This is a genomic window from Rossellomorea marisflavi (assembly GCF_009806575.1).
Classification (GTDB): domain Bacteria; phylum Bacillota; class Bacilli; order Bacillales; family Bacillaceae_B; genus Rossellomorea; species Rossellomorea marisflavi_A.
The window spans coordinates 3345580-3372341 of record NZ_CP047095.1; the positions used below are offsets into that span (position 1 = coordinate 3345580).

The window sequence follows — 26762 nt, forward strand, 5'->3', positions numbered from 1 at the left end:
ATTCATCTTGCTCGAACGTGAGAAACGCCTATATATGTATGAAGTCGTGGCCCATCACCTCGAGTCAGGGGTCCACGTCATCGATTCAACCGGCCGGACCGTGATCTATAACGATAAAATGAAGGAAATCGAAGGTATGGAGGTCGAGGATGTATTGGATAAAAATCTCCTCGATGTCTTTCAATTTCACTCAGAAGAAGAAAGCACCCTTCTTCAGGTACTCCACACAGGGACACCGACGCTGAACGTAAAGCAAACCTATTTCAATAGCAATGGCGTGGAAATCACCACCATCAACGACACGTATCCGATTCACTTTGATGATTACATCATCGGTGCCGTTGAAATTGCACGGGATGTGACAAGCCTGGAAAAAATGATGAAGGACCATGTTCACAAACAGCCGGCTCCCCCTTCGTTTCACCGGATCGTCGGGTCCCATCCGCGCATTCAGGAAGCACTCTCCGCCGGGAAGAAAGCCGCTCTATCCACGACTCCCATCCTCATTTGTGGCGAAATCGGTACGGGTAAGGAAATGTTGGCCCGCTCCATCCACTGTGATGGCGTACGGAAGGATGCCCCGTTCATCAAACAGGATTGTGCGTCCATGCCTGGCGAAGATCTTACGATGATCCTTTTTGGTACCGGTTCCAAAGGCGGGGTGATGAAAGAAGCCTCAGGCGGATCGATCCTATTCGATGAACTGAATGCCATGCCCCTCCACGTTCAGGAACAATTACTCGACCTGATGGACAGCAGCTCATTCCCTGATGTCCGCCTCATGGCCACGGTCAATGAAGATCCGATCGACGCAGTGGCAGACGGCAGGCTGTTGAAGGCGCTATATTATCGGTTCAGCTCCGCCTCCTTTTTCATCCCTCCCCTCCGGAACAGGCTGGAGGATCTGCACGACCTTGTATCGAGCTTCCTTGATCGATTCAATCATCACTACGCCAGGAATGTCACGGGCATTTCCACAGAGGTGGAGGGGACGTTCCGTAAATATGACTGGCCCGGGAACGTGAGGGAGCTCGAGCACGTGCTTGAAGGAGCGTATCAGCTCATCGGTTCCCATAAGGTAATCGGTTTTAATCATCTTCCATTCGGGTTCAGGCAGCGGATCCATCATTCTCCCGTCGCTGATGACCACCAGGGCGACTCCGACTTCCTCCATCAGTCAGGGAGTGAGCCTAAACCCCTTGAGGTCTTCATGGAAGAAGCCGAGACGTACTATATTCAAAAGGCCATGAAGCACCACCAATTCAATATCACCAAGACCGCCAAGGCACTTGGGATGAGCAGGCAGAATCTTCAGTACAGAATCCGCAAATACGGCATCGAGCGCGGGGGATTTTGACTCCTCACGTAAAAAATACGAGGCTGGGACAACATATTTTAGACATAGTAAAACCCGAATGCATTTGCCTACGACAAATGCATTCGGGTTTTTACTTTGGTTCATGACGATCATCGTTTCAAACGGTTGATTGGAGTGCAAGACGAAGACTCCCTCGGAAAAAGTTATTATGACGGGTGTTCCCAACACTTTTCTTAGGTGAAAAATTTTTTTGAATATCCTTTCGGATTTTCTTCATTCCTTCATTTATCATTTATTCAAAATAAAGGGGATCGAGCCTACGCGTTGCGTCAGGAGATTGGATAAATCCCCCCTTTTTAATTCTTATGGGCACCTTTGATCTCTGCTTGTTAAGGGGACTCACCCTCCCATATCTCCTGGCATCTATGTGCTCACATTCCTTCGTTGGGTCTCGCCTTAACGCAGAGGCCAGCTTATGCTCCTGCATGGACTGATCTAAGATGATCGTCGAAAGTCTTGTGTGTGCCGGCTTCTCAGTGTCTAGGTTGTTTTAATTAAGCGAGCGTAGATGTTACGCAGCTTCTTGATTACCAAAGAAGGAGATATCAGCTACCATACGCTCTTCATTGAATGTTTCGCCCCTTTTGCTTAAACCATGAAGGACTTGAATCAATTTCCGACATAGGATTAACAACGCTTCTTTCTTAGCGACGGGGTGTTCGCGATGTTCACTATAGTAATTGTACAGGGACCGAAACGCTGGTATGGCGTGTAAAATCGGGAAAATCGCCTTATATATCAAGGAGCGTAGCCGTTTCCGCCCGCGTTTAGACAATCGCTTGTTCCCTTCTTTTTTTCCCGAGGAATTGGTGACTAACGTAAGACCCGCTAATTTTAGGATTTGGCGTGGACTCTTATAGTGTGAAAAGGCTCCTATTTCTGAAAGGATCTCTACTACGGTGTTTTCTCCAATACCAGGGACCGAAAGGAACAGATCGAAATCTGTCATCTGTTTCGCCAACGTCACTAACTGCTTTTCTATGCTTACCAGTTGTTCTTCAAGCAGCTTCATCTGTGTCAATAGAATTTGGATCTCTGCCCGTGCCATTTCAGGACTCTCCTGATAGCCAATAGATGTGGCCGCGACATCAAGAAGCTTAGTAAGGTTTTTAACCGAGAAATGCTTCCCCCCCAGGTTCCTGAGGTTTTCCAAGAGCTTCTCAGGATCTTCTCTCACAAGGTCTTCCGGAAGAGGATAAGAAGAAAGAACAGTGGAGGCGTTCATTCCAATGGACTTATAAACCGAAATAAACTCAGGGAAGTATAGATCAATCCATCGCTTGATCCGGTTTTGAGTCGACGCTCCTTGTTTTTTCAGACGAGCCCTAAATGCCGATCCATGACGCAACTCTGCTTCAATAGGAGTCATGTCACGAGGAATACTGTAATAGCCTTGCGGTATCATCTTGGCAATGACACGAGCGTCTTTCGGATCGTTTTTACTCTGTAGGTTGTCATCCAATTCTTTGGTTTGCTTCACATGGAGAGGGTTGACGAGAACAAAGCGAATGCCCCGATCCGTAAGGTACGAGGATAAATTCATCCAGTAATGACCGGTAGGTTCAAATCCAACGACTACATTCTTCTTTTGATGAGATTCCATCACCTTTAGGATGGTAGCGTAAAAGGTTTCAAAGCCTTGTCTGGACTGACGGAATGAGAAGCTTTTCTTGACCTCCCTACCTCGTTCATCCACTGCGCAGGCATAATGTACACACTTGGCGATGTCGACGCCAATCACCAATGTGTCCTCAGAAATTTGATTAATGCGTTCATTTCGATTATCATGCATGTTAAAGATCCTCCTTTTTGTGTGTGGCTTCGCACCTGCATCATAAAGGAGGATCTTTTTTTGTGCAATAGGTCCATACTTTCCCCACAGGAATAGCTCCTGCGGGAAGAGTAGCTGATGTGAGACCCCGCAGACCTGAAGAGGAGGCTCATGGGCTACCCGCGTAAAGCGGAGTCTTGCACGGAAATCATGAGCGGTATAATGAACCTACACTGATCGTGTTGGTCACCCTTTTTCGTTTTTTGTCCCACCCTCGTTTTGCCTATTGCATATGTTGAAGGTACGGGGTGAGATCGACTCCGATTTCTTTTGAAAGTTCTTTCCCCAACTCCACATCGGCACGGAAGAAGTTACAGACTGCACGCAATGCGATGCGCGTATCGATCCCGGCCAGTTCATTTGAAATGTTTTTGACCACTTGGGCTTTGACCTCATCGGGGTAGCTCCTGTAAATGTCGCCGGCCTGACCAAAATCATCGGTTTTACGGATCTTGATCCTTCCTCTTTCACCAGTGACCGGTTGATGAACCTCTTCATACCCCGGCACTTCCTCCGGCTCACCTGAAAAGCTGTTCGGTTCATAGTTCACCGGACTCTTCTGCTGCTTGAACGGCATCCCGCCGTCCCGCTGCTGATTGGCTACCTGGGCGAACGGGCAGTTGATCGGGAGCTGAAGATAATTGGCCCCGATCCGGTAGCGCTGTGTATCGGAATAAGAGAATAATCTCCCCTGCAGCAGTTTATCTTCAGAAGGGAGCATCCCATTGACCAATACACCAGGATTGAACCCAACGGACTCAGTCTCCGCGAACACATTTTCAGGATTCCGGTTGAGGATCATCGTCCCGACAAAGTGGGCAGGAATATCCTCTTCCGGCCAGTCCTTTGTGGCATCCAGAGGATCGTATGAGAACGAATCAAGGTCCATCGGATCAAGGATCTGGACGTACAGATCCCATTCAGGATAATTCCCTTCCTCGATGGCCTCATATAGGTCCCTGCTTGCATGGTTGAAGTCCTTCCCCTGGATCTCAGCTGCTTCTTCTGCAGAAAGATTCCGGATTCCCTCCTTCGGCTTCCACTTCAACTTCACATAAACCATATTGCCTGCTGCATTCACCCACTTGAATGCATGCACGCTCGACCCCCGCATATGACGATAGTTTGCAGGAATCCCTTCATCCGTGTACAGATGCAGGAGCATGTTCGTCGACTCCGGTGACAGGGTCATGAAGTCCCAGTAGCGCTCCGGTTCCTGTATATTCGTCTGTGGATTCGGTTTGAGGGCATGAACCATATCCGGGAACTTCATCGCATCGCGGATGAAGAAGACAGGCAGATTATTGCCGACAAAATCCCAGTTTCCTTCCTCGGTATAGAACTTGACTGAAAATCCACGGGGATCGCGAAGCGTTTCCGGAGAATGTTGACCATGGATCACGGTCGAAAAACGGGCAAAAACCGGCGTTTCCTTCCCTTCCTCCTGAAGGAATGCAGCTTTTGTATACTTCTTCATACTATTCTTCGTGATGAAGACCCCGTGAGCCCCCGCACCCCTCGCATGGACCACCCGCTCCGGAACCCGTTCCCGGTCGAAATGCGCCAATTTCTCAATTAGCTGATAATCTTCGAGAAGAGTTGGCCCATTGCTTCCAGCCGTCAAAGAGTTTTGATTGTCTCCGATCGGGGCTCCTTGATTCGTTGTCAGTTTTTGATTCTTCATATGAACACCTCTTTTATTTATAATAATTATTATTAAAGTATAGTTTTATTTTACCTATTTCCGGGGTTTTGTCAACATTAATTATAATAATTATAAAGTAATAACTTTTAAAATTAGCAAAAAAAGAGACAACATCGTCCGTTGTCTCTTACACTGTATTCTCACGCACTATGAAATAGAACGCATTATTTTTTCAGAGAGGAGGTGGTGACAAATCTGACCCCGAGCGAAGATTCCAGGGAAAACATGCCACCTCTCCCCTCTTTCACATCCAAAAGGATGTCGAAGGCTTTCCAGTACTCATATTGCTCCCGACTCATATAGAACGGCGTCTGAGACACGGTACCCACAAGGACGTCCCCGTCACCGATCAGGAGGTCTCCCTCTTCCAGGCAGATCGGGGCGCTGCCATCACAGCATCCACCGGATTGGTGAAAGATGAGGGGACCATGCTTTTCCCACAGCCTCTTGATCACGCCATCCGCTGCGTCAGTTGCAGAGACTGACATGTTAGAAGAATCCCAGTTTCTTTGGACTGTAGCTGACAAGAAGATTCTTCGTCTGCTGATAGTGGGAGAGCATCATCTTATGGGTCTCGCGCCCGATTCCGGACATTTTATATCCACCGAAAGCGGCATGCGCAGGGTACTGGTGGTAACAGTTCGTCCATACGCGTCCCGCCTGGATATCCCTGCCGAAGCGGTAGGCCGTATTCATATCCCTCGACCATACGCCTGCCCCAAGTCCATAAAGTGTATCATTGGCGATGTCCAGCGCCTCTTCTTTCGTTTTGAACGTCGTCACGGAAACGACCGGGCCAAAGATTTCTTCTTGGAAGACCCTCATATCGTTTGTTCCTTTGAAGATCGTCGGTTTGACATAGAAACCTGTGCCATGATCGCCGTCAAGCTGGTTCTGTTCACCACCGATCAACACCTCGGCACCTTCATCTTTTCCGATTTGAATATAAGAAAGGATTTTATCGAGCTGCTCCTGGGAAGCCTGCGCCCCGAGCATTGTATCCGTATCAAGGGGATTCCCCTGCTTGATCTGCTTGACCCGTTCGATGGCGCGCTCTATGAATTTATCATAAATGGACTCCTGGACCAGGGCCCTTGAAGGACAGGTACAAACCTCCCCCTGATTCAGCGCGAACATGACAAAGCCTTCCACCGCTTTATCAAGGAAGTCGTCATCCTGGTCCATCACATCCTCGAAGAATATGTTCGGGGATTTTCCACCCAGTTCAAGCGTGACAGGGATGAGGTTCTGAGAAGCATACTGCATGATCAGCCTCCCCGTCGTCGTCTCACCAGTGAAGGCCACTTTGCCGACCCGCTTGCTTTGGGCCAGTGGTTTTCCCGCTTCAAGCCCAAAACCTTGAACCACATTCAGGACGCCTTTCGGAAGGATGTCCTTGATGAGATCCATCAGGACCATGATGGAAGCAGGCGTCTGCTCGGCCGGTTTAAGGACGATGCAGTTCCCGGCGGCCAATGCCGGCGCGATCTTCCATGTGGCCATGAGGAGAGGGAAGTTCCACGGGATGATCTGGGCGACGACACCGATCGGCTCGTGGAAGTGGTAGGATACAGTATCTTCATCGATTTCACCGATCGTACCTTCCTGCCCCCTGATACACCCTGCAAAATACCTGAAGTGATCGATGGCAAGGGGAAGATCCGCTGCCAGCGTCTCCCGCACAGGCTTCCCATTATCCCAGGTCTCTGCCACTGCCAGCATTTCCAGGTTTTCTTCCATCCGGTCGGCAATCTTATTCAGGACGGACGCCCTTTCGGCAACAGTCGTTTTTCCCCAGGCGTCCTTTGCAGCATGGGCGGCATCAAGAGCCTTTTCCACATCCTCCTGATTGGATCGTGCAATCCGTGTGAAGACCTTCCCTGTCACCGGCGATACATTATCAAAGTATTCACCGCTTACAGGCGGTACGAATTCCCCTCCGATAAAGTTTTCATACTGATCCTTGAACGACACCAATGAGCCTTCTGTATTCGGGTTCTGATACAGCATTCGACATCCTCCTTTATTTATGTATATTCCTACTAAATAAAGCGCTTACATATCGAGTATACTAGAGATCTTATTCTTCCTACAAGCATATTGACTCATTATTCTATATTTTCAAATAAATCAAGACAAATAAAAAAGCGGCCTTAGCCGCTTCTTTCGTCTTACTTTTTGATTAGATCTTCGCGTTTTGATTGCTCAATCCACTCTTCAAGTTTGTCTTTAAGAGTATTGAAGCCTGCAGGAGTTGTTTCTTCAGCTGCTGCCGGTTTCACACTTCCTTGACGACGTGGTTTCTTTGCTGCTGCAGGTTGTTCTGCAGGAGCTTCTTGAGTTGCGCGGATTGAAAGGCTGATTTTCCCTTTCGCTTCGTCAACAGAAAGAACTTTCACTTGTACTTCATCACCAACAGAAAGGTGCTCATTCACGTCTTTAACGAATCCGTGAGTGATTTCTGAAATGTGGACAAGTCCTTGTGTTTCTTCATCTAAAGCAACAAACGCACCGTAAGGCTGGATTCCTGTAACTTTACCAGTTACAACAGATCCTGTTTCGAATTTTGTAGTCATGGTAACACTCCTAGTATATATATTATTTTCTCTTTTACACGCAATTGTAGATTATATCACAGTTCTTTGATTTCCGCAAAGCTAATTTCACCGGTCCATTGCAGATCAGCCTACAATTGCACTCTCCTTATGTAGGTTTCCCATACCGAACAACAAATAATACCCATTTTATCAATCTTTATTCTTCGTGCGAATGGAGAGTATGAATTCCCACGGATGAGAGAGCAGAAAAAAACCCGGGCCAGTGGCCGCGGGCGGGTTTTGCACATTATGATTTGATGAGCCTTTTCTCACGTTGTTTCCGAAGATAAGGTGTCGCGTACAGATAAAATGCAGCCAGATGGGCAAAGGCAAAGTTCGCAACGAGCAAGCTCCACAGCGTCACATGTCCCCAGCCACCGAGTTCAGGAACAACGACGTAATAGATGAATGCACCCCATAGGGCGATGACGAACGGGATATGGGCCACTGCCCACTTGCGGTGTTCTATCCAGAGAAAAAGAGGCGTGGCGGTTGCAATAAATAGATAAACCATGAATACATCCATTTTGATAACCTCCATTCATATTATAAGGAAACGCTTTCAATTTTGTCGAAAAAGAGTCTAATTTGTGAACGTTTTGTTACAATTAGTATACTACAAACAGATAAAATTTCCACCCCAAAAGCTGATTTTTTTAAAATTTTCAATAATTTAGTGAAAAAGTAATAAGGTGAACCGTTTTCACGCATAATAAGTGGAATCACACCCATATTTTATCCACTTTTCTGTCAGTTAAACCCAGATCACTTATAAATTGAAAATTTCAAAATCCAGTGTACATGGGTATGAAAACATAGTACGATTGAAAAATCTTATTTTTTTGAAAGGAGGAGCTGTAATTGGCTGCAAAACAACAATGGACTTCTAAACTTGGCTTCATCCTGGCTGCCGCAGGTTCCGCAATCGGACTGGGCGCCATCTGGAAATTCCCCTATATGGCCGGGGCAAATGGTGGAGGTGTCTTCTTCCTTCTCTTCATCCTCTTCACCGTCCTGATCGGGGCACCGATCCTGCTGGCGGAATTCATCATCGGACGCAAAGCTGGTGCAGATGCGATTACTTCCTATAAAAAACTTGCTCCCAATTCATACTGGCATCTCATAGGATACTTAGGAACCATCGTTTCCTTCATCATCCTATCTTTTTATAGTGTCGTCGGAGGCTGGATTTTATCCTACCTTTGGAGAAGTGTAACGGGCTCTTTGAGCGGGAAAACCCAGGAAGGATATTCGGCGCTCTTTGAAAGTGTCATATCGAATCCATGGGAGGTGCTGATTGCACAGGGCGTCTTCATGATCATGACCATTATGGTCGTACAGGGAGGCGTACAGAAAGGGATCGAACGGGCGAGCCGGTATATGATGCCATCATTATTCATTTTATTCTTCGTTCTCGTCATCCGGGCCCTGACGCTGGACGGTGCCATGGAAGGAGTTCGCTTCCTTCTTCTTCCTGACTGGAGCCAGCTTACTGGAAAGACGGTCCTCCTTGCCATGGGACAGGCCTTTTTCGCTCTCACAGTCGGACTATCGGTCATGGTCACCTACGCTTCCTACCTGCCGAAGAATGACAGCATGCCCAAATCGGCCCTCAGCGTATCGGGATTGAATATCCTGATTTCACTGCTTGCGGGCCTTGTGATCTTCCCGGCTGTTTATGCCCTCGGGTTCCAACCCGACCAGGGTCCAGGGATCGCCTTCGTCGTACTTCCAGCCGTTTTCAATGAAATGGCCTTCGGCGGACTGTTCTTCACGATCTTCCTGGTCCTGCTCCTGTTCGCGACATTGACCTCCGCATTCTCCATCCTGGAGATCGGTGTGGCTGGCTTATCAAAAGGAGCATCCACAAAACGGGTGAAATTTTCGTGGATGGTGGGGATCCTCGCTTTTGTAGCAGGGATTCCGAGCGCCCTTTCCTTCGGGGTATTGGGTGATATCAAAATTGCAGGTCTGAACTTCTTCGACTTCGCAGACAACATCACCTCGAACTTCGGTCTTCCGATCGGAGCACTCCTGATCAGTATCTTCATCGGCTATCGACTGAAGAAGGAAGATGTGTGGGACGAAGTAAGGTTGGGTTCAGGTATTTCACGGGGCGTGTTCAACGCCTGGATGCTCCTGATCCGCATTCTCGTCCCCATTGCGATCATATTGATCCTCATTACCAATTGATTTTCCAACCCCTTGGGACTGCTTTTAATGCGGTTTCCCGGGGTTTTTTTATGCATTGGGTCATGGGGGTAGATTATAGGATTGTACCTGGTACCATTTCGAGGTTCGGTGCCTGGTACAATTTCGCCGTTTGGTGCCAGGTACAATTTCGCCGTCCGGTGCCAGGTACAATTTTGCCGTTCGGTGCCAGGCACAATTTCGCCGTTTGGTGCCTGGCACAATTCCGACATTCGGTGCCTGGCACAATTCCTACATTCGGTGCCTGGCACAAATTCGCCGTTCGGTGCCTGGCACAATTCCGACGTTCGGTGCCTGGCACAAATTCGCCATTCGGTGCCTGGCACAATTCCTACATTCGGTGCCTGGCACACTCCCTCTGAAGTTCCTCCGCATTCATCAGATTCCGTAACAGATTGTTCAAGCATGGACGTGCGCGTTTTTTCCATATGATGGTATACTGAATATATAGGATATCAACCGCTTTCATATAAAGGAGGAGGACGCCATGTCCCATTTCGGTAAGAATATCAAGAGGATCCGCGAAGAACGCCAAATGACTCTGCAGGAACTTGCGGTGAAGGCAAGGATCGGGACGAATTCACTGATGAAATACGAAGAGGGGGAAAAGATCCCCGACACTCCCACTGTCCTGAAATTTTCAACGGTCCTGGATGTCCCTGCTTCTACACTCCTGGAAGACAGGACCCCTGCTTCCTGAAACATTTTTCCACGCAAGGTATAGATCCGTGAAAACCTGGTCATACTGAAAATAAGCTTTCTAAGTATTCCCCCTTTTGTTTTCATTTTGATGGACGCCTTTGAGGCGTCCCTTTTTTTTGCATGCAAAAGGCCGTACCCTACACGGTACGGCCTTTCTTTAGTTTGAATGGTTTTCAACGAATCGTTTCAGGCGCTTCACGGCCTCCTGGAGCTGTTCCATGCTCGAGGCATAGGAGCACCGGATAAACCCTTCCCCGCCTTTCCCGAATACATTTCCGGGCACGACGGCGACTTTCTCTTCAAGGAGCAGTTTCTCGGCAAACTCCTCAGAGGATAGTCCCGTCTTCCGGATGGAAGGAAAAGCATAGAACGCACCGCCGGGGGTATGGCATTCCAGGCCGATCTCATTCAGGGAGTCGACGAAATAATGCCTCCTGTGGCGATAGCTCCTTTTCATCTCCGTCACATCCTCCATCCCTTTATCCAGCGCCTCGATGGCTGCGAACTGCGCAGGCGTGGAGGCGCACATCATCGCATATTGATGGATCTTCAGGAGTGCCTGCGCAATCTCAACAGGAGCACAGATGTATCCAAGGCGCCAGCCGGTCATGGCGAATCCTTTGGAGAATCCGTTGATGACGATGGTTCGATCCCTCATCCCTTCAAGGGATGCGATGGACACATGATCGGCATCGTAGGCAAGCTCGGAATAGATCTCATCGGACAAGACGGCAAGATCATGGCGCTTGATCACCTCAGCGAGCTCGATGAGATCATCCTTCTCCAACACGCTTCCCGTTGGATTATTGGGGGAGCACAACAGGACCGCCTTCGTCTTATCGGTGATCGCCGCTTCAAGCTCTTCAGCAGTCAGGTTGAATCCGTTTTCCGGTTTCGTCTTGACTGTCACGGCTACACCACCGGCGAGTTCCACCAGGGGAACATAGGAAACAAACCCCGGTTCGACGATGATGACCTCATCCCCTTGATCGACAAGGGCGCGCAGGCTGATGTCAAGGGCCTGACTTGCCCCGACCGTGACGATGATCTCATGCGCGGGGTCATAGGTAAGTTGGTAACGGGAATTCATGTAGTCCGCAATCCTTTTCCGGAGATCGAACAGCCCCGCATTCGCCGTATAGGAAGTATAGCCCTGTTCAAGGGACAGGATGGCCGCTTCCCTTACGGTCCAGGAAGTAACGAAATCAGGCTCACCGACACCGAGGGAGATGACGCCTTCCATCCCTGCGGCCAGATCGAAGAACTTTCGGATCCCGGACGGTTTCAGTTTCTCAACAGACTTGGATACATAGCTCGTTTTTGTCGTCATGGGGATACCACGATCCGTTTATCTTCTTCATAATCCCCGAAGATGGTGCCGTCATGCTTGTATTTTTTCAATTGAAAGTGGGTCGTGGTCGAAAGCACGGAATCAATCGTGGACAATTTATCCGATACGAAGTTTGCCACCTCATTCATCGTGCGCCCCTCCACCGTCACCGATAGATCGTATGCTCCAGACATGAGATAGACGCTTTTGACTTCTTTATACCGATAGATGCGCTGGGCGACTTCGTCAAAGCCTACACCCCTTTTTGGCGCCACTTTTACGTCGATCATGGCCGTCACACCTTCATGTCCTTCTACTTTGGACCAGTCGACCACTGAATTGTAGCGGACGAGGATATGGTCTTTTTCCATCCTTGTGACCGTCTCTTCCACTTCTTCCTTTGTCACCTGAAGCATCTTGCTTAAATCCTCATACGTCAGCCTTGAATCCTTTTGAAGGACCCGTAACAGATCCAGTTCCCAATCTCTAAGCTGCATGACTTTTCCTCCTCATCACCTGTAAATGGTTTCATTATATCAGAAGCTCAAGCACATTTCTCCTAAAAGTCTGAGTGTTAAAACGAAAGGAGCGGGTAAAATAATTGGAACAACGTAAAGGAGTGGCGATCATGAGCGACCGTGCACAATTTGCCCGATTGAACGGGGCCGAGATCTATTATGAATACGATAAACATCCGCATTCTTCCGAAACCTTCGTCCTTATTCATGGATTTCTTTCATCGACCTTCAGCTTCAGGCAGCTTCATCCGCTCTTGAAGGCATCCTATAATGTTCTCTCCATCGACCTTCCTCCCTTCGGCAAAAGCAGTAAGACAAAGGGATTCATTTATTCATACGACAACCTGGCCAAAACCGTCATCGATCTCCTCGGGCAGTTGGGGATACAACAGGTGTACCTCACCGGTCATTCCATGGGTGGGCAGATCGCCTTGAATATCATGAAAAAGGCCCCTTCCCTCGTTAAAAAAGGGATCCTGCTCTGCAGTTCAGGTTATTTGAAACGGTTCACATGGCCCGTGCTTACCCTGAGCCGTACTCCTTACTTTCATTTGTACATCAAAAAATGGCTCGCAAAGACAGGAGTCCGGAAAAATCTCGAAAATGTCGTATATGATCACGCCATGATTGATGAGGAAATGATGGATGGGTATATGAAGCCCTTTCTACAGGATGATATCTTCAAAGCCCTCACGAAGATGATCCGCGACCGCGAAGGGGACCTGTCCAGAGAAGATCTCTCCGCTATCCGGACTCCCTGCCTGCTCATATGGGGGGAGCATGACAGGGTGGTGCCTGTGGCGACAGGGAGGCGATTAAATGAAGATCTTCCCCTTTCCTCCCTGATTGTGCTGAAAGACACAGGGCATCTCGTTCCAGAGGAAAAGCCCGATGTGGTCATGACCCATATCCGGTCCTTCGTGGAAGAGGGTCTTCCGGAAGCAAATACTTCGGAGTTCGAATTCGGCCTCTCCCCCTCCCATATATAAAGGTGGGGGGACTGCTGAATCATATTATTTTCATCTTTTCCACTGAGCTTTTATGATGGAAGAGTAAAGCGACATTTCGTAAGGGGGAGTTCACTTGAGTTCATTTGAAAACGTCATTGATCGCAGAGGTTCCTCATCGGTCAAATGGGACAGGACGAAAGAAGTCTTCGGATACGGGGATGTGCTGCCCATGTGGGTGGCCGACATGGACTTCGCGCCTCCTGAACCTGTAATTGAAGCCTTGAAGAAAAGGATGGAACACCCGATTTTCGGCTATACATACGCAGGAGCATCCACTGCCGGATCCATCAAGGATTGGATGGCCAAGAGGCATGGGTGGGAGATCCAATCATCATGGGTGCAGTACAGCCCCGGGGTGGTTCCCGCCCTGGCCACGATCATCCAGGCCCTTACAGAACCTGGTGACAAAGTACTCATCCAATCACCTGTTTATCCGCCATTCTTCAACCTGGTGAAGGAAAATGGACGGGTGGTGGAAAACGCCCAGCTCGTGTATCGCAACGGGGAGTACTCCATCGATTTCACCGCTTTCGAAAAAGCCCTTCAAAATGGGGTGAAGTTGTTCCTGTTATGCAATCCGCATAATCCCGGGGGACGGGTCTGGAATAAGGAAGAGCTGACCCGGATCGCTTCACTCTGCAAGCAATACGGCGTTATCATCGCTTCGGATGAAATCCACTCCGACCTGATCTATCGCCCACACCGCCATATCCCGATTGCGTCCCTTCAAGAAGGCGATCCGGATGCGATCATTACGTGCATCGCCCCGAGCAAGACGTTCAATCTGGCCGGTCTGCAGGCTTCAGCCATGATCACCAAAAATGAAGAGCTTCGGAATAAGATTGCTGGCATTCATGCCAAACAGGGATTCTTTACGTTGAATGCCCTCGGAATCAGTGCCATGGAAGCCGCTTACCGTCACGGAGAGGAATGGCTGGAAGACGTCTTAGCTTATCTAGAGGAAAACATTTCTACAACAAGAACCTATCTGAAGGAACACCTTCCGTCCTTGCATCTTGTCGAACCTGAAGGAACCTATCTGCTCTGGATCGATTGCCGGGAAACGGGACTCTCGGACGAAGACCTGAAGGACCGTCTACTGAGAAAGGGGAAGCTTGCCTTAGAAGAGGGAACGAAATACGGGCAAGGAGGAGAAGGGTTCGTGCGGATGAATATCGCATGCCCGAAAGAAACGCTCCTTGAGGGACTCGACCGCCTGAGAACGGCCCTCACATGATCAAATAAAAAAGACTGCCATGAATGGCAGTCTTTTTTTATTTTTTCCCGATGGACCCGCAGGCAATGCGCTCCCCGGAATCTCCCGATGGCTGGGTCATGCCGTCATCGGCGCTTTCGTCAATGACCAGCGAGGTCCCGTCCTTGGTCATGAGGGACGTCTTGCCTTTTGAAAGGGTCACCTGAGGAGCCATGATCGTTGCCTTCACGCTCCCATCATCCCCGACGATCAGATTGGGTAGATCCCCTGCGTGGGGACCTTGAGGATGAAGAAGTCCATGTTTCTTTTCCAAGGGGTTGAAATGATTTCCCGCCGAAACAAAATCAGGTCGTTTACATGCACTTTTTTCATGGATATGGATGGCAAGGTCCCCCGGCGGAAGCCCCTCAAGGTCAAGGGCAATCTCCACGCCATCTGCTGTTTCCTCGAGGATCGCTGTGCCGATGGAGTCCCCGACCCCGTTCTTCATATCTACAGTCACTTTCGTCGGTTCCTCCAGGACGCATCCTGACAAAAGAAGCGCCGTGATTCCGATCAAGAATAGTTTCATCTGCCGTTCCTCCACGTTCATACTCCTCATCATTGTTGACGAGTCAGGAGAAAAGTATTCGCAGATGGATCGTTTTTGTCAGTCTTCTTGATGACGGGATGCCCTTGCCTCCTCTTCCATCTTCTTCGTCTTCAGCTCTTCACGCTTCGAGATGCGGATGATCAGCCGGAACGTGAGGACAGCGGCAATCATGAAAATGAACATCGTAATGCCCGCAGGGATATATTCACTTTTATCTTCAGGAAAATACAAGAATAGATTAAGGACAAAAAATGAGATCACGGAAACGCTCCTTTCCAATTAAAGCGATTACAGTCATGTTTATTATAGCAATCTTCCCTCCCCTTCACCATGCCAGATTGGGAAGGAATGTCACAATCCCTTGAACGCCGCATAAGAAAGACCCGGATTTCTCCGGGCCCTGTCACTTCACGACTTTGATGCTTTCGATGATCACGTCTTTTTTCGGAGCATCCTGCTCTCCGACTTCTACCGAAGCGATGTTATCAACGACGTCCATGCCTTCGATCACCTGACCGAAGACGGTGTGCGCCTGATCAAGCCAAGGCGTTCCCCCATTTTCCTGATACATCTTCAGGACTTTTTCTGGTGCTCCTTCGGATTTCATCTGCTCTTCATAGTCCGGATTCAGGTTTTTGTTTTGAACGATGAAGAATTGGCTGCCGTTCGAATTTGGACCGGAGTTGGCCATTGAGAGGGCACCTCGCAGATTCAAAAGATTCTCTGAGAACTCATCCTCGAACGGTTTCCCCCAGATGCTTTCACCACCGGTTCCATTCCCCTCAGGGTCTCCCCCCTGAATCATGAAATCATTGATGACCCGGTGAAACTTGAGTCCGTCATAGTACCCTTTCTCGCTGTGGGTCACGAAGTTCTCGACGGCTTTCGGTGCTTGATCGGGGAAGAGCTTGATCTTGATCGTTCCCATGGAGGTTTTCATCTCCACAAGCTTTTCATTCCCCTTCACTTCCTTTGTGAGCTGCGGATAAGTAATGTTCCCATCCGACGCCTGTTCCTTCTTGGACTCTTTCTTGCTTTCTGAACTTTTGTCGTTACCTTGTCCACAGGCTGCCAGCACGAGGGCCAGGCCCACCAGTAAGACCAAAAACCACTTCTTCATATATGTACCTCCACGTGTTACATTGTATATAGCGTATTCTCAAACATTTCCACCTATTATTATAATCGAGTTCATCTTCTGTTAGGAGGGGTTTTATGAAAAATATCCAAATTGGTGATTATGTCACGGCCTTTTATAAGACAGGCACCTATATCGGAGAGGTGACCGGGGAACGCCCGGGGAGTTATGTGGTGAAGGTACTGGCCGTTGTGAAGCATCCGCGCCAGGGAGATCTTCACAACCCCGGGAAAATCGACGTTCCCCTTTTCCATGAGCGAAAAGCACTAGCTTACCGTGAGCAGTCCAACATACCGGACAAAATGGTCAAGCCCTATGAAGGGACGATTCCTGATTACAATGAATCACTCCTTGCTGCTTTCAAGGAACTTAAGGCGAAGCTCTCCGCCGATCCGACGCCCCATGATGCAAAAAGCCTCGAAGCACTGGCCGAAATCCAGAAGGAATATGCCTTGATGTACGGAATCGAATTCTAATACAAAGGACCTGAACGCACATCGGCGGTCAGGTCCTTCATCATGCAAGCTGGTTATAGAATTTCGAAAGGTCGATCCTGTCCCCGATCGTGGTGGGCTCGGCTTTTTCGAGGTACTTCTTATCCTTTTCCACCAGATGATAGATATGCTGGGTCGTCATGGCGTCATCAAGAGCTTTGTGATGCTTGCCAACACCCTCACGTCCGTATTCCTGTACGGCCTTCCACAGCCCCGTCTGATTCTGGTCACCGAAGAATCGTTTATATTCCATGGAAAGATCGACGAATCGTGCATGGAAAGGGAATGCCATCCCGAGGCGTGCACAACTGTCCCTGAGCACCTTCATATCCATATTCCCCCATGTGACCACTTCCTTCACGCCGGATTGATCCAATGACGTGAAATAATCATGCATCTCATTAAACGTACGTCCCCCGTCTACATCGGCCTGAGTGATGGATAAGAATCTCTTGCATCGATTTGTAAGCCTTGGGAAGGAAACCGGCTTGATATAGCAGGAAAAGGTGTCGATGACTTTGCCTCCGTTCACCACGACCACACCGGCCTCAATGATTTCCGGATGAAAATCCTTCGGGACCTTATGCCGCTCGGGCATTGAAAACTCAAAATCAATGAAAACAAGCTGTCCCTCACTTCCCATTGAAACCCCTCCTTGTTTGTTTGTATCCCGTTATCCCATCCCTGTGCGGGACCCCTGATGGTGTATTCTTTTATTATATCATGTTTATTTCCTGAATTATGACTATTTCCTTGCCCCTCCCCGAAACTTTACTCATGAAGCGATCAGGGTATAAAGAACCACCCACTCCCGGGAAATGCTTCTTTATTAATTGGTTCCATTGGATTATCATGGGAGAATAAGATTACGAGAAAAGTAGAGGGTTTCATGAGAACTTTTGCAGGATATATCGCCATCAGTTGTATCGTTTCCATCTTTTTCACTACCTTGTTTTTTTCAGCAGGGGAAGTGAAGAAAGCCGGTGAGTTCCAAGAGGCACTGGAATCAAAGGTCAATAAGGAACAGATGAACGTAAACCGTACGTCCCTGATGAAGGATGCGGACGGACGGGTGTTTTCCGAGATCAACCGTCCATTCCGCCTGTACACGGAGGACGAAGATATCCCGGACTTCGCGAAGGAGATCATCATCACGAGTGAAGATCAGAATTTTTATGAACACGTCGGATTCGATGCTGGAGCAATCCTCCGGGCCGTGGTGAAAAACCTTGTCTTCACCCATATCAAGCAGGGAGGAAGCACCATCACCCAGCAGCTTGCTCGAAATATGTACCTGGGTCAGGAAAAGACATATAACCGGAAGCTGACCGAGCTCTTCTACGCCGGTCAGATCGAGAAAAATCTGACCAAGGATGAAATCATGGAAATGTACTTGAATGTGATTTACTTCAGCAATGGCGTGTACGGCATCGGAACGGCTTCCCAGTATTATTTCAGCAAGCCCGTGACCGAACTAAACCAGGGGGAAATCTCCTTCCTCGCCTCCATCCCGAATAATCCGGGAAAATATGATCCGATCAAGCACTTCGATGAAACGAAAAAGCGTCAGGAGCGGTTGCTCGAGCTGCTGGTCACATCGGACAAGCTCACGGAAAAAGAGGCCGTGAAGATCAAAAAGACCCCGATCCATTTGAAGGTAAAAAAAGCCGTCGAAGAGTATCCGGACTATGCCTTTTTTGTTGAACACGAACTGAAGGAATTGATCGGAGAAGAAGAAGGGTTCGCCACCGAGCTTGCAGATGCCGGATCTGAGGAAGAGCGAAACGGTATTCTGAAGGAATGGGATGAACGGTTCCATGCCGTGATCTCTTCCGGCGTCATCATCAACACCGCCCTGGACCCCGCCATGCAGAAAAAAAGCACGAAAGCACTGAATGATACGCTGGAATCAATGGAACTTGAGGGAGCGAGTGCTTCCATCGATAATAAGACCCGTAAGATCGTTGCCATCACAGGCGGCAAAAACTATAAGGAATATAATTTCCACCATGCCTTTCAGGCGTTCAGGCAGCCCGGGTCCGCCATCAAACCGCTCCTGGTCTATGGTCCCTATATGGAGAAGCTGCACCCCTCCCTGCAGCAAACGATTGATGGAAATCGATACTGCATCAAGGGATACTGCCCCGTGAACTACGGGAATGCGAGTCCCGGCATGGTGACGATCAGTCAGGCTTTCGCCCAATCATATAATGGTCCGGCTCTTCGCATGATGGAAAAGGTTGGCGTCGATCAGGCCTTCGGGTTCATCCGCCCGTTCCATTTCCAAAAGGTCAGCAAGGAGGATGAGACCTTTGCCGCTTCCGTCGGAGGATTCACCTATGGGATGAGCCCCCTCGAGATGACGGATGCCTACACTTCCTTCATCGACGGGGAGTATACACCGGCCAGGGCCATTACCGGGGTGACGGATTCCGAAGGAAACATCCTATATCAATGGAAGGATAAAGCCACGGAAGTATGGTCGAAGTCCACCACTTCACAAATGAGATCCCTGCTTCATCAAGGAGCCGTCACAGGGACCGGAAAGCCTGCCTATGTCTCCAAATCCTATGTGGGAATCAAGACAGGGACCACGAACCAGTATCATGACTTTTGGGTCATGGGTCTCACCGATCGCTACACCACAGGGGTCTGGGTCGGCCATGATACACCTGAAAATATGAGCAGCATTGAATCATTGCGTCCCGGACACAGGATCTGGAAGCAGATCATGCAATAAATAAAAACGGATATCCCCTGTGTGGTGGATATCCGTTTTTTCATTCTAGCTCACAGCTTGACCTCCGATATGATCGGAAGGCTCGCCATCAGGCCGTTATAAAGTTTAATGAGGACAAAGAAAATGGTCAGGATGAGGGCTGCCCATGAGAAAAGCTGCATGCTCACGACACCGAGGATACCAGCTTTGGTAAGGGAAGAGCTGATTTTATTCACAAAATAAAAAAAGTAAACCACAGAGGTCAAAACGAAGATCCCGATCAATCCCTTGAATGATTGCAAGCTGAGGACGGAAACCAGTCCTCCTATAAAATAAATCATCGAACCCGGACGGACTTTATTATAAAGTTCACCCTCTGAGTCAATCGAGAAGAACAGCATGGAAATGCCGTTGATTGTCTCTGCGATGAGCTTCAGGGCAGCTAGGATCATAAAGAAGATCATCATAAGCAGGATTAGGATGGCCAGCTTCAGCTGCATCTCGGATAGGAATTCGCTCATTCCCGCATAGACGCCGATCTTTTTGGACAGTGTCTCGAAGACACCCACCCCATAAACCGAAAACGTCAGGCTGAACAAAAGGATGGACAAAATAGGCAGATAGCTTGTTAAATATGTATTCTTCAAAAAGTACCTCTCCCGTGATCAATCTGTGCATTCCCATCATAATCGTTTATGAGCAGATTGAAAAGGGTAAAGGTACCAAGTGTACGGGTCGAAAGTCCCTACTGTCAAGAAGTTGACTTCACTCGTCGTGCAGCAGGTCCGATTGGATCAGATGACTGTCCCTATCGATTACTTTAATGTATTGACGCGGCTTGAATTCAACCGGCGCAGCATTGCCTCCCCGGTCGTACCCGATCGGAACATAGTCCGTCCCTTCCCCGCTTTCGACCGATTCAAGATCGATTTGATCCCTTGAATCCACCACGACTGCCATCATGAGCAATCCTGTGAAAATGGCACCGGCGATCAGCAACTTTTGCTTCATGGATATCACCTCTTGAATAGGATGCTCACATTGGTGAGAAACTATTCGAAAACATGATCTCCGGCACGGAATGTGCTTTTTTTTTCGACGTTATTTTCCGTTTCTCTACATATTTAATAACAAGGGTGAAAACCCTTATATGATGGGCGGCCGACTAATGCAAGGTGCTTTTTTTTACGTTATAATGCTCAATAGGTGCACTGTTCGGTCGCAGAATGCTCTAGTGACTATTTTAATTCAGCAATTACCTACATAATCTGATGTATTCAAGGGGGGTTTTTTTTGACACTGCTACACTGGGCAATTTTATCGCCTTTTTTATTCGCCATACTGATTCCGTTCCTGTATAAGGCGTTCCGAAAGGTTCACACCGGTTGGTTCGTCCTTGTACTGCCAGTGGTCCTGTTCGTCTATTTCTTCCGTTTCATTTCATTGACGAAGAACGGGGAAACGGTGACGGAAACCGTCAATTGGATGCCTTCCTTTGGTATTCAATTCACCGCATATGTGGACGGTCTCGGCCTCCTGTTCGCCATGCTCATCACAGGAATCGGGGCGCTTGTCGTCCTGTACTCGATCTACTACCTGGACAAGGCGAAAGAACAGCTACATAACTTCTATGTCTATTTACTCATGTTCATGGGGGCCATGCTCGGGGTCGTGCTTTCGGATAACCTGATCACCCTTTATATGTTCTGGGAGTTCACGTCCATTTCATCTTTCTTGCTGATCGGATATTGGTATCAGAGGGAGCGTTCGAGATATGGGGCACTAAAATCGATGCTCATCACCGTATTCGGTGGCCTGTCCATGCTTGGGGGTATCATACTTCTCTATCTCATGGGCGGTACATTCAGCATCAGGGAACTTGTGGGGATGAGCGATCAGTTGGTAACGGACCCGCTGTTCATGGGGGCATTGATCCTGATCCTGCTGGGGGCATTCACGAAATCAGCACAGTTCCCCTTCCACATCTGGCTGCCTGATGCCATGGAAGCACCGACTCCTGTCAGTGCCTACCTTCACTCAGCAACGATGGTCAAAGCGGGGATCTACCTCGTTGCCAGGATGAGCCCGATCTTTGCCACTTCAGGTGTGTGGATCTGGCTCGTTGGCGGAATTGGATTATTCACCGTGTTCTGGGGTTCTTTCAATGCGGTCCGCCAAAAGGATCTGAAAGGAATCCTCGCCTTCTCCACGATCAGTCAACTGGGGATGATCATGTCCTTATTGGGCATTGGAGGAGCCGCGCTTCATTACAATCAACTCGATGAAAACATTTATATGGCTGCAACACTTGCCGCCGTTTTCCATTTGATCAATCACGCGACGTTCAAAGGAAGCCTGTTCATGGTGGCCGGGATTGTCGATCATGAAACCGGGACAAGGGATATCCGTAAACTAGGCGGACTGATGAGCTTCATGCCCATCACCTTCACCATTGCCATCATCGGGGCATTCTCCATGGCGGGGCTACCGCCATTTAACGGCTTCCTTAGTAAGGAAATGTTCTTTACGGGGATGATCAATGTCCTCAGCCTTGATATCTTCAACTTTGAAACGTTCGGTGCGCTTTTCCCTGTGCTGGCCTGGGTGGGAAGCATCTTCACCTTCGTCTACAGCATGATCCTCGTCTTCAAGACGTTCACAGGGAAGTACCAGCCTGAGAAGCTCGAAAAGAAACCACATGAAGCGCCGATCGGGATGCTGATTTCTCCGATCATCCTTGCTTCCCTTGTCGTGATATTCGGTTTCTTCCCGAATATTCTATCGGATCGGATCCTGGCTCCTGCAGTGGAAGCCATCGTACCAAGTCTGATTGCCGACGGACAGACCGTGAAAACGGAAATCTCCTTCTGGCACGGCTTCAGTCCGGAGCTGTTCATGACAATCGGCGTCATTGCCTTCGGGGTGATCTTATATCTCACCCTTTCAAAATGGGAGAAGATCTATCGTGTATTCCCGCAAAAGCTTTCCCTTAATTCTTTATATGATGGGGGATTGCGAGGGAGTGAACGAGGCGCATACGGTTTCATGAACGGACATATGACAGGGTTTATTCGCACCTATCTTGTTTATATCTTTACGTTCTTCGTCGGGATCTCCCTCTTCAGCCTTTGGTATAACAATGCCTTCTCGCTGGAGATGGACGAAATGGCCCCGATCGGGATTTATGAAGTGGCCGTCGCGCTGCTCCTAGTGGTCAGTACTGTCATGATCCTTTTCGCAAAGTCACGCCTGACATCCATCATCCTGCTGGGAGCGACCGGCTATACGGTATCCTTATTCTTCGTGGTGTTCAGGGCGCCCGATCTTGCCCTGACCCAGCTCGTCATCGAAACCGTGTCCGTCGCCCTGTTCCTGCTCTGTTTCTACCACCTGCCAAAGTTGAGCAGGCATGAAGAACGCATGGGCTTCAAACTCGGGAATGCACTGATTGCCCTCGGTGTCGGTGTGACCGTGACACTGTTTGCCATCTCGGCTTACAGCACAAAACTATTTGATTCGATCTCAGAGTATTACATCAAAAACGTTTACGAGGAAGCAGCTGGTAAGAACATGGTCAATGTCATCCTCGTCGACTTCCGTGGATTCGATACATTATTCGAAATTTGCGTTCTTGCCATTGCATCCCTCGGAATCTTCGCCATGATCAAACTGAGGTTGACAAGGAGGGATGAAGGATGAAGACGAATGATGTGATTCTCCAAACCGTAACAAAAGTGACTGTGTTCATCATCATCCTGTTCTCCCTGCGCCTCTTCTTCTCCGGTCACTATACTCCGGGAGGAGGCTTCATCGGGGGACTCATGACAGCCGGGGCGCTCGTCCTGCTGCTGCTGGCATTCGATTTGAAGACGGTTGCGAATATCCTGCCCATCGATTATAAGATCGTAACGGCGATCGGCCTTCTGTTCGCCATCGGTACCGCAGCAGGGGCACTATTGTTCAATGTACCGTTCCTGACGCACGCGTTTGACTATTTCACCCTGCCGATCCTCGGCAAGACGTCCCTTCATACGGCCGTCCTGTTCGATACCGGGGTGTATCTCGTCGTCGTCGGCGTCACGATGACCATCATCCAAACGATTGGGGTGAGCGATTAATGGAATTATTAATGGCCATTGTCATTGGGATCCTGTTCACCTGTGCAGTGTATCTCATGCTTTCAAAAAGTTTACTTAGGATCATTATCGGCACCGCTGTCCTGAGCCATGGCGCCCACCTCCTCATCTTGACGGTGAGCAGCCTGAAGAGGGGGGCAGCACCGCTGCTCGGACAGCATGCGGAATCCTACGTTGATCCGTTACCGCAGGCATTGATCCTGACAGCGATCGTCATCAGTTTCGGTGTGACGGCCTTTTTCCTGGTCCTCGCCTACAGGGCCTATCAGGAGCTCGGTACCGATAATATGGATCAGTTGAGAGGAAACGAAGGAAATGATTAATTTATTGATTCTACCGATACTCATACCACTTATCACGGCAACGATTCTCATGTTCTTCAGCAAGCAGGTGAAGACGCAACGGACGATCGCAGCGGTTTCCACGATCGGGACCGTCATCGCATCCGTCATCCTCGTCATCACGGTTTCAAAGGAAGGAATCCAGACCCTGAACCTGGGGAGCTGGACGGCACCATTCGGAATCACGCTTGTATCCGATATGCTCTCTGCCCTTCTGGTACTCACAACGAGCATCATCACCCTGCTGGTGGTCCTCTACTCCTTTAAATCGATCGGACGCGACAGGGAACGATTCTATTATTATCCTGTGGTCCAATTCCTTTTAGTCGGGGTAAACGGAGCATTTACCACAGGAGATATCTTCAACTTGTTTGTGTTCTTTGAAGTGATGCTCATGAGTTCCTATGTTCTCATCGTCCTCGGCGGGACAAAAGTCCAGCTCCGCGAAGGGATCAAATACATACTCGTGAACGTCATTTCGTCCGCCCTGTTCGTCATCACCGTTGCCTACCTGTATTCAGTCGTCGGCACCCTGAACATGGCTGATATCTCCCAGAAGATTGCAAGCGTGGAACAACCGGGCATCCTGACAGCCATTGCCATCCTGTTTTTGATTGTGTTCGGTCTGAAAGGAGCCATCTTCCCGCTTTACTTCTGGCTGCCGGGCTCCTACTACGCACCTCCGACACCGATCCTGGCCTTATTCGGAGCGTTACTGACCAAGGTCGGCGTCTATTCGATCATCAGGACCTATACCCTGTTCTTCTATCATGATCCAGGGTTCACCCATGAAATGCTTGGCATACTGGCAATCCTGACCATCGTTGTCGGATGCGTGGGGGCCATCGGGTTCTGGGATGTGAAGAAGATCATCATCTATAATATCGTCATCGCCGTCGGGGTCATCCTATTCGGGATCTCCACCATGAACGGGGAAGCGATGGAAGGCTCCATCTACTATCTCATTCATGACATGCTCATCAAGGCCGCCCTCTTCCTTTTGATCGGCGTTATGATTTCCATTACGGGCACGACGGATGTCCGGAAAATGGGGGGACTGATCAAGGAGTATCCTTGGCTTGGGTGGACCTTCCTCGTAGCAGCGTTCTCACTGGCGGGAATTCCTCCACTCAGCGGCTTCATCGGGAAATTATTGATCCTGAAGGGCAGTTTCTCTTCGGAATTCTATGTAGGGGCGTTCGTCATCCTCGCCTCCAGCCTGATCGTCCTTTACTCTGTGATCAAGATCTTCCTGACCGGAATCTGGGGCGTCCCGAAAGAGTACACAGGCATTTCCAAAGGTCATGCTCGCTATCTGTGGGCTACTTCTGCCGTACTCGTCCTCCTTTCGGTGTTCTACGGTTTGGGGGCAGATGCACTACGACCTCTATTCTCCCAGGCGGCTGAAGTACTGGTGGATCCGCAAATCTATATTGACGCAGTGTTAAAGGAGTGATGTAACCATGGCTTTTCAAATCTTATTGAACTTCATCCTGGCATTTGTCTGGATGTTCCTATCCGTCTCCTTTACCGCTCCTTCATTCATTGTCGGTTATCTGCTCGGCTTGCTGATTATCCTTGCCATGAGACGGTTCTTCCCGGATCGCTTTTATCTATGGCGAGTGGTGGCTTCCATCAGCCTGCTACTATTGTTCCTGAAGGAATTGATCAAAGCGAACGTGGATGTACTGAAAACGGTCCTTAAGCCCAAACTTGATTTTCAGCCGGGGATCTTTGCGTACGAAACCAAGCTGAAAAAGGATTGGGAAGTTACCCTGCTGGCCAATCTGATCACGCTGACTCCGGGGACGCTGGTGATGGATGTATCCATGGATAAGAAGATCCTCTATGTGCACGCCATCGACCTTCCCGATAAAGACGCGGTCATCGATGATATCCGCAACTCTTTCGAGAAAGCCATCATGGAGGTGAGCCGCTGATGCTTGAGATCATCATCCGTATCACCTTGATCTGTGTGTCCCTTTCCATGCTCGGACTTATTTACCGGGTCATCAAGGGACCTACTACCCCCGACAGGGTCGTGGCGCTGGACGCCCTAGGGGTAAATCTGATTGCCATCGTCGCACTGGTCTCCATGCTGATTGATTCTGACGCCTTCCTTGAAGTCATTCTGCTTCTTGGAATCCTTGCCTTCATCGGGACGGTGTCATTCTCCAAATTCCTTGAGAAAGGAGCGATCATCGAACGTGACCGAAATCGTTAACTATATCATCGGATTCTTCCTTCTTGCAGGCGGATTCCTGAGCCTCGTGGCATCCTTCGGGGTGCTCAGGCTACCCGATGTGTATACACGGAACCACGCGGCTTCCAAAAGTGCCACGCTCGGAATCATGTGCATCCTGCTCGGAACATTCCTTTATTTCTACATCGTGCACGGCATCTTCAACTCCAAGGTCCTGCTGGCCATCGTGTTCATCTTTGTCACTGCGCCGGTCGGTGGTCACCTCATCGCCCGTGCAGCCTACCATTCAGGAGCGAAACTCTGGGATAAGAGCGTACGCGATGACTTAAAGGACAAGGAAAAATACGACCGACAGCATCCATAAAAGAGAGGCTGGGACAAACGTGTTTCAGTCATAGTAAAACCCGAATTCATTGCCTGGGATCAGGCAAATGAATTCGGGTTTTTAATTTGTTTTATGGCCGTCATTGTATCCAAGCGGTTGATTGGAGTGCTAGACGAAGACTCCTGCGGAAAGAGTAGCTTATGCTTGCCGAGGAGGCTCACGGTCTACCTGCGGAAAGCGGAAATCATGAGCGGTATAAAGAACCTATGCTGACCGTGTTCTTCATCTATGGTACCTTTTTCGTTTTGACCCACCC

General features: G+C 49.1%; 28 protein-coding genes. 14 read left to right on the forward strand and 14 right to left on the reverse strand.

The features are described from left to right. Window positions 1-7: 7 nt before the first annotated feature. Complete coding sequence (locus tag D5E69_RS17375) at window positions 8-1357, forward strand: sigma-54 interaction domain-containing protein (protein ID WP_249931508.1); 1350 nt, start codon at window positions 8-10, stop codon at window positions 1355-1357. A gap of 532 nt (window positions 1358-1889) precedes the next feature. Here the strand turns inward: D5E69_RS17375 and D5E69_RS17380 are convergent. The 6 genes from D5E69_RS17380 to D5E69_RS17405 form a co-directional block, all read right to left on the reverse strand. Continuing rightward, window positions 1890-3170: an IS110 family RNA-guided transposase gene (locus tag D5E69_RS17380; protein WP_159129963.1), complete on the reverse strand. Its 1281-nt coding sequence runs from the start codon at window positions 3168-3170 to the stop codon at window positions 1890-1892. 262 nt (window positions 3171-3432) lie between these two features. Continuing rightward, complete coding sequence (locus tag D5E69_RS17385) at window positions 3433-4893, reverse strand: catalase (RefSeq protein ID WP_159129964.1); 1461 nt, start codon at window positions 4891-4893, stop codon at window positions 3433-3435. A gap of 185 nt (window positions 4894-5078) precedes the next feature. Then, window positions 5079-5402: a DUF779 domain-containing protein gene (locus tag D5E69_RS17390; RefSeq protein WP_063191377.1), complete on the reverse strand. Its 324-nt coding sequence runs from the start codon at window positions 5400-5402 to the stop codon at window positions 5079-5081. Between the two features lies 1 nt (window position 5403). Beyond that, a complete protein-coding gene (gene adh / locus D5E69_RS17395) occupies window positions 5404-6924 on the reverse strand; it encodes an aldehyde dehydrogenase (RefSeq protein WP_048013262.1) in 1521 nt (506 codons plus the stop codon). A 161-nt stretch (window positions 6925-7085) separates the two neighbouring features. Next, complete coding sequence (gene yugI, locus D5E69_RS17400) at window positions 7086-7490, reverse strand: S1 domain-containing post-transcriptional regulator GSP13 (protein ID WP_048006988.1); 405 nt, start codon at window positions 7488-7490, stop codon at window positions 7086-7088. Window positions 7491-7758: 268 nt separating this feature from the next. Beyond that, the gene (locus D5E69_RS17405; RefSeq protein WP_048006989.1) at window positions 7759-8037 is read right to left on the reverse strand and encodes a spore morphogenesis/germination protein YwcE; all 279 of its coding nucleotides are present in this window, start codon (window positions 8035-8037) and stop codon (window positions 7759-7761) included. 335 nt (window positions 8038-8372) lie between these two features. On the opposite strand from D5E69_RS17405, the gene D5E69_RS17410 reads away from it, so the two are divergent. Together D5E69_RS17410 and D5E69_RS17415 are read left to right on the forward strand one after the other, a co-directional pair. After that, on the forward strand, window positions 8373-9704 hold the full coding sequence (locus D5E69_RS17410) for a sodium-dependent transporter (protein ID WP_048006990.1): 1332 nt from the start codon (window positions 8373-8375) through the stop codon (window positions 9702-9704). 505 nt (window positions 9705-10209) lie between these two features. Beyond that, complete coding sequence (locus D5E69_RS17415; RefSeq protein WP_048006991.1) at window positions 10210-10422, forward strand: helix-turn-helix domain-containing protein; 213 nt, start codon at window positions 10210-10212, stop codon at window positions 10420-10422. Between the two features lie 159 nt (window positions 10423-10581). Here D5E69_RS17415 and D5E69_RS17420 read toward each other — a convergent pair whose 3' ends face one another. Together D5E69_RS17420 and D5E69_RS17425 are read right to left on the reverse strand one after the other, a co-directional pair. Then, window positions 10582-11754, reverse strand: coding sequence for an aminotransferase (locus D5E69_RS17420; RefSeq protein WP_048013264.1), 1173 nt, complete (start codon window positions 11752-11754; stop codon window positions 10582-10584). After that, window positions 11751-12251 carry an Lrp/AsnC family transcriptional regulator gene (locus D5E69_RS17425; protein WP_159129965.1) on the reverse strand — a complete coding sequence of 167 codons (501 nt, stop codon included), beginning with the start codon at window positions 12249-12251 and terminating at the stop codon, window positions 11751-11753. Before D5E69_RS17425 ends, D5E69_RS17420 begins: the two co-directional genes overlap by 4 nt. Window positions 12252-12382: 131 nt before the next feature. On the opposite strand from D5E69_RS17425, the gene D5E69_RS17430 reads away from it, so the two are divergent. Both D5E69_RS17430 and D5E69_RS17435 read left to right on the forward strand, forming a co-directional pair. Next, entirely contained in the window at window positions 12383-13261 is an 879-nt protein-coding gene (locus D5E69_RS17430) for an alpha/beta fold hydrolase (protein WP_048006994.1), read from the forward strand. Window positions 13262-13355: 94 nt separating this feature from the next. Further along, window positions 13356-14519 (forward strand): MalY/PatB family protein, encoded by a 1164-nt coding sequence (locus D5E69_RS17435; RefSeq protein ID WP_159129966.1) that lies wholly within the window; start codon window positions 13356-13358, stop codon window positions 14517-14519. 37 nt (window positions 14520-14556) lie between these two features. Here D5E69_RS17435 and D5E69_RS17440 read toward each other — a convergent pair whose 3' ends face one another. From D5E69_RS17440 to D5E69_RS17450, 3 genes are all read right to left on the reverse strand, one after another. Next, window positions 14557-15069: a superoxide dismutase family protein gene (locus tag D5E69_RS17440; RefSeq protein ID WP_048013456.1), complete on the reverse strand. Its 513-nt coding sequence runs from the start codon at window positions 15067-15069 to the stop codon at window positions 14557-14559. A 78-nt stretch (window positions 15070-15147) separates the two neighbouring features. After that, the gene (locus D5E69_RS17445) at window positions 15148-15351 is read right to left on the reverse strand and encodes a hypothetical protein (RefSeq protein WP_048013266.1); all 204 of its coding nucleotides are present in this window, start codon (window positions 15349-15351) and stop codon (window positions 15148-15150) included. Window positions 15352-15493: 142 nt separating this feature from the next. Beyond that, the gene (locus D5E69_RS17450; protein ID WP_159129967.1) at window positions 15494-16210 is read right to left on the reverse strand and encodes a peptidylprolyl isomerase; all 717 of its coding nucleotides are present in this window, start codon (window positions 16208-16210) and stop codon (window positions 15494-15496) included. A 95-nt stretch (window positions 16211-16305) separates the two neighbouring features. Here D5E69_RS17450 and kapB point away from each other — a divergent pair, with 95 nt between their 5' ends. Next, window positions 16306-16704, forward strand: a complete 399-nt coding sequence (gene kapB, locus D5E69_RS17455) for a kinase-associated lipoprotein KapB (protein ID WP_048006999.1) — start codon at window positions 16306-16308, stop codon at window positions 16702-16704. Window positions 16705-16744: 40 nt separating this feature from the next. Here the strand turns inward: kapB and kapD are convergent, their stop codons facing one another. Continuing rightward, window positions 16745-17365 (reverse strand): 3'-5' exonuclease KapD, encoded by a 621-nt coding sequence (gene kapD / locus D5E69_RS17460; protein ID WP_048007000.1) that lies wholly within the window; start codon window positions 17363-17365, stop codon window positions 16745-16747. A gap of 246 nt (window positions 17366-17611) precedes the next feature. On the opposite strand from kapD, the gene D5E69_RS17465 reads away from it, so the two are divergent. Next, complete coding sequence (locus D5E69_RS17465; RefSeq protein ID WP_048007001.1) at window positions 17612-19462, forward strand: transglycosylase domain-containing protein; 1851 nt, start codon at window positions 17612-17614, stop codon at window positions 19460-19462. Window positions 19463-19512: 50 nt separating this feature from the next. Here D5E69_RS17465 and D5E69_RS17470 read toward each other — a convergent pair whose 3' ends face one another. Both D5E69_RS17470 and D5E69_RS17475 read right to left on the reverse strand, forming a co-directional pair. Further along, complete coding sequence (locus D5E69_RS17470; RefSeq protein ID WP_048007002.1) at window positions 19513-20088, reverse strand: DUF5366 family protein; 576 nt, start codon at window positions 20086-20088, stop codon at window positions 19513-19515. A 118-nt stretch (window positions 20089-20206) separates the two neighbouring features. Further along, window positions 20207-20452 carry a hypothetical protein gene (locus D5E69_RS17475; RefSeq protein WP_048007003.1) on the reverse strand — a complete coding sequence of 82 codons (246 nt, stop codon included), beginning with the start codon at window positions 20450-20452 and terminating at the stop codon, window positions 20207-20209. A gap of 282 nt (window positions 20453-20734) precedes the next feature. On the opposite strand from D5E69_RS17475, the gene D5E69_RS17480 reads away from it, so the two are divergent. Genes D5E69_RS17480 through mnhG form a run of 7 tightly spaced genes read left to right on the forward strand, consistent with a single transcriptional unit; the run spans window position 20735 to window position 26485 of the window. Next, entirely contained in the window at window positions 20735-23140 is a 2406-nt protein-coding gene (locus tag D5E69_RS17480; RefSeq protein ID WP_063191381.1) for a Na+/H+ antiporter subunit A, read from the forward strand. Further along, window positions 23137-23559 (forward strand): Na(+)/H(+) antiporter subunit B, encoded by a 423-nt coding sequence (locus tag D5E69_RS17485; RefSeq protein WP_048007005.1) that lies wholly within the window; start codon window positions 23137-23139, stop codon window positions 23557-23559. Before D5E69_RS17480 ends, D5E69_RS17485 begins: the two co-directional genes overlap by 4 nt. Continuing rightward, on the forward strand, window positions 23559-23900 hold the full coding sequence (locus tag D5E69_RS17490) for a Na(+)/H(+) antiporter subunit C (protein WP_048007006.1): 342 nt from the start codon (window positions 23559-23561) through the stop codon (window positions 23898-23900). The genes D5E69_RS17485 and D5E69_RS17490 overlap by 1 nt, the downstream gene beginning before the upstream one ends. Further along, entirely contained in the window at window positions 23893-25374 is a 1482-nt protein-coding gene (locus tag D5E69_RS17495) for a Na+/H+ antiporter subunit D (protein WP_048013270.1), read from the forward strand. The genes D5E69_RS17490 and D5E69_RS17495 overlap by 8 nt, the downstream gene beginning before the upstream one ends. A 7-nt stretch (window positions 25375-25381) precedes the next feature. Next, window positions 25382-25858, forward strand: a complete 477-nt coding sequence (locus D5E69_RS17500; RefSeq protein ID WP_048007008.1) for a Na+/H+ antiporter subunit E — start codon at window positions 25382-25384, stop codon at window positions 25856-25858. Between the two features lie 47 nt (window positions 25859-25905). Continuing rightward, on the forward strand, window positions 25906-26142 hold the full coding sequence (locus tag D5E69_RS17505) for a Na(+)/H(+) antiporter subunit F1 (protein WP_370294848.1): 237 nt from the start codon (window positions 25906-25908) through the stop codon (window positions 26140-26142). Beyond that, window positions 26126-26485 (forward strand): monovalent cation/H(+) antiporter subunit G, encoded by a 360-nt coding sequence (mnhG, locus tag D5E69_RS17510; protein ID WP_048007010.1) that lies wholly within the window; start codon window positions 26126-26128, stop codon window positions 26483-26485. The genes D5E69_RS17505 and mnhG overlap by 17 nt, the downstream gene beginning before the upstream one ends. The last annotated feature ends 277 nt before the right edge of the window (window positions 26486-26762 follow it).

Excerpts from the sequence above, each read along its gene's own strand:
- D5E69_RS17380 (WP_159129963.1), bottom strand. The coding sequence starts at position 3,170 with ATGCATGATAATCGAAATGAACGCATTAATCAAATTTCTGAGGACACA.
- D5E69_RS17385 (WP_159129964.1), bottom strand. The coding sequence starts at position 4,893 with ATGAAGAATCAAAAACTGACAACGAATCAAGGAGCCCCGATCGGAGAC.
- D5E69_RS17390 (WP_063191377.1), bottom strand. The coding sequence starts at position 5,402 with ATGTCAGTCTCTGCAACTGACGCAGCGGATGGCGTGATCAAGAGGCTG.
- adh (WP_048013262.1), bottom strand. The coding sequence starts at position 6,924 with ATGCTGTATCAGAACCCGAATACAGAAGGCTCATTGGTGTCGTTCAAG.
- yugI (WP_048006988.1), bottom strand. The coding sequence starts at position 7,490 with ATGACTACAAAATTCGAAACAGGATCTGTTGTAACTGGTAAAGTTACA.
- D5E69_RS17405 (WP_048006989.1), bottom strand. The coding sequence starts at position 8,037 with ATGGATGTATTCATGGTTTATCTATTTATTGCAACCGCCACGCCTCTT.
- D5E69_RS17415 (WP_048006991.1), top strand. The coding sequence starts at position 10,210 with ATGTCCCATTTCGGTAAGAATATCAAGAGGATCCGCGAAGAACGCCAA.
- D5E69_RS17420 (WP_048013264.1), bottom strand. The coding sequence starts at position 11,754 with ATGACGACAAAAACGAGCTATGTATCCAAGTCTGTTGAGAAACTGAAA.
- D5E69_RS17425 (WP_159129965.1), bottom strand. The coding sequence starts at position 12,251 with ATGCAGCTTAGAGATTGGGAACTGGATCTGTTACGGGTCCTTCAAAAG.
- D5E69_RS17430 (WP_048006994.1), top strand. The coding sequence starts at position 12,383 with ATGAGCGACCGTGCACAATTTGCCCGATTGAACGGGGCCGAGATCTAT.
- D5E69_RS17440 (WP_048013456.1), bottom strand. The coding sequence starts at position 15,069 with ATGAAACTATTCTTGATCGGAATCACGGCGCTTCTTTTGTCAGGATGC.
- D5E69_RS17450 (WP_159129967.1), bottom strand. The coding sequence starts at position 16,210 with ATGAAGAAGTGGTTTTTGGTCTTACTGGTGGGCCTGGCCCTCGTGCTG.
- kapB (WP_048006999.1), top strand. The coding sequence starts at position 16,306 with ATGAAAAATATCCAAATTGGTGATTATGTCACGGCCTTTTATAAGACA.
- kapD (WP_048007000.1), bottom strand. The coding sequence starts at position 17,365 with ATGGGAAGTGAGGGACAGCTTGTTTTCATTGATTTTGAGTTTTCAATG.
- D5E69_RS17465 (WP_048007001.1), top strand. The coding sequence starts at position 17,612 with ATGAGAACTTTTGCAGGATATATCGCCATCAGTTGTATCGTTTCCATC.
- D5E69_RS17475 (WP_048007003.1), bottom strand. The coding sequence starts at position 20,452 with ATGAAGCAAAAGTTGCTGATCGCCGGTGCCATTTTCACAGGATTGCTC.
- D5E69_RS17485 (WP_048007005.1), top strand. The coding sequence starts at position 23,137 with ATGAAGACGAATGATGTGATTCTCCAAACCGTAACAAAAGTGACTGTG.
- D5E69_RS17490 (WP_048007006.1), top strand. The coding sequence starts at position 23,559 with ATGGAATTATTAATGGCCATTGTCATTGGGATCCTGTTCACCTGTGCA.
- D5E69_RS17495 (WP_048013270.1), top strand. The coding sequence starts at position 23,893 with ATGATTAATTTATTGATTCTACCGATACTCATACCACTTATCACGGCA.
- D5E69_RS17500 (WP_048007008.1), top strand. The coding sequence starts at position 25,382 with ATGGCTTTTCAAATCTTATTGAACTTCATCCTGGCATTTGTCTGGATG.
- D5E69_RS17505 (WP_370294848.1), top strand. The coding sequence starts at position 25,906 with ATGCTCGGACTTATTTACCGGGTCATCAAGGGACCTACTACCCCCGAC.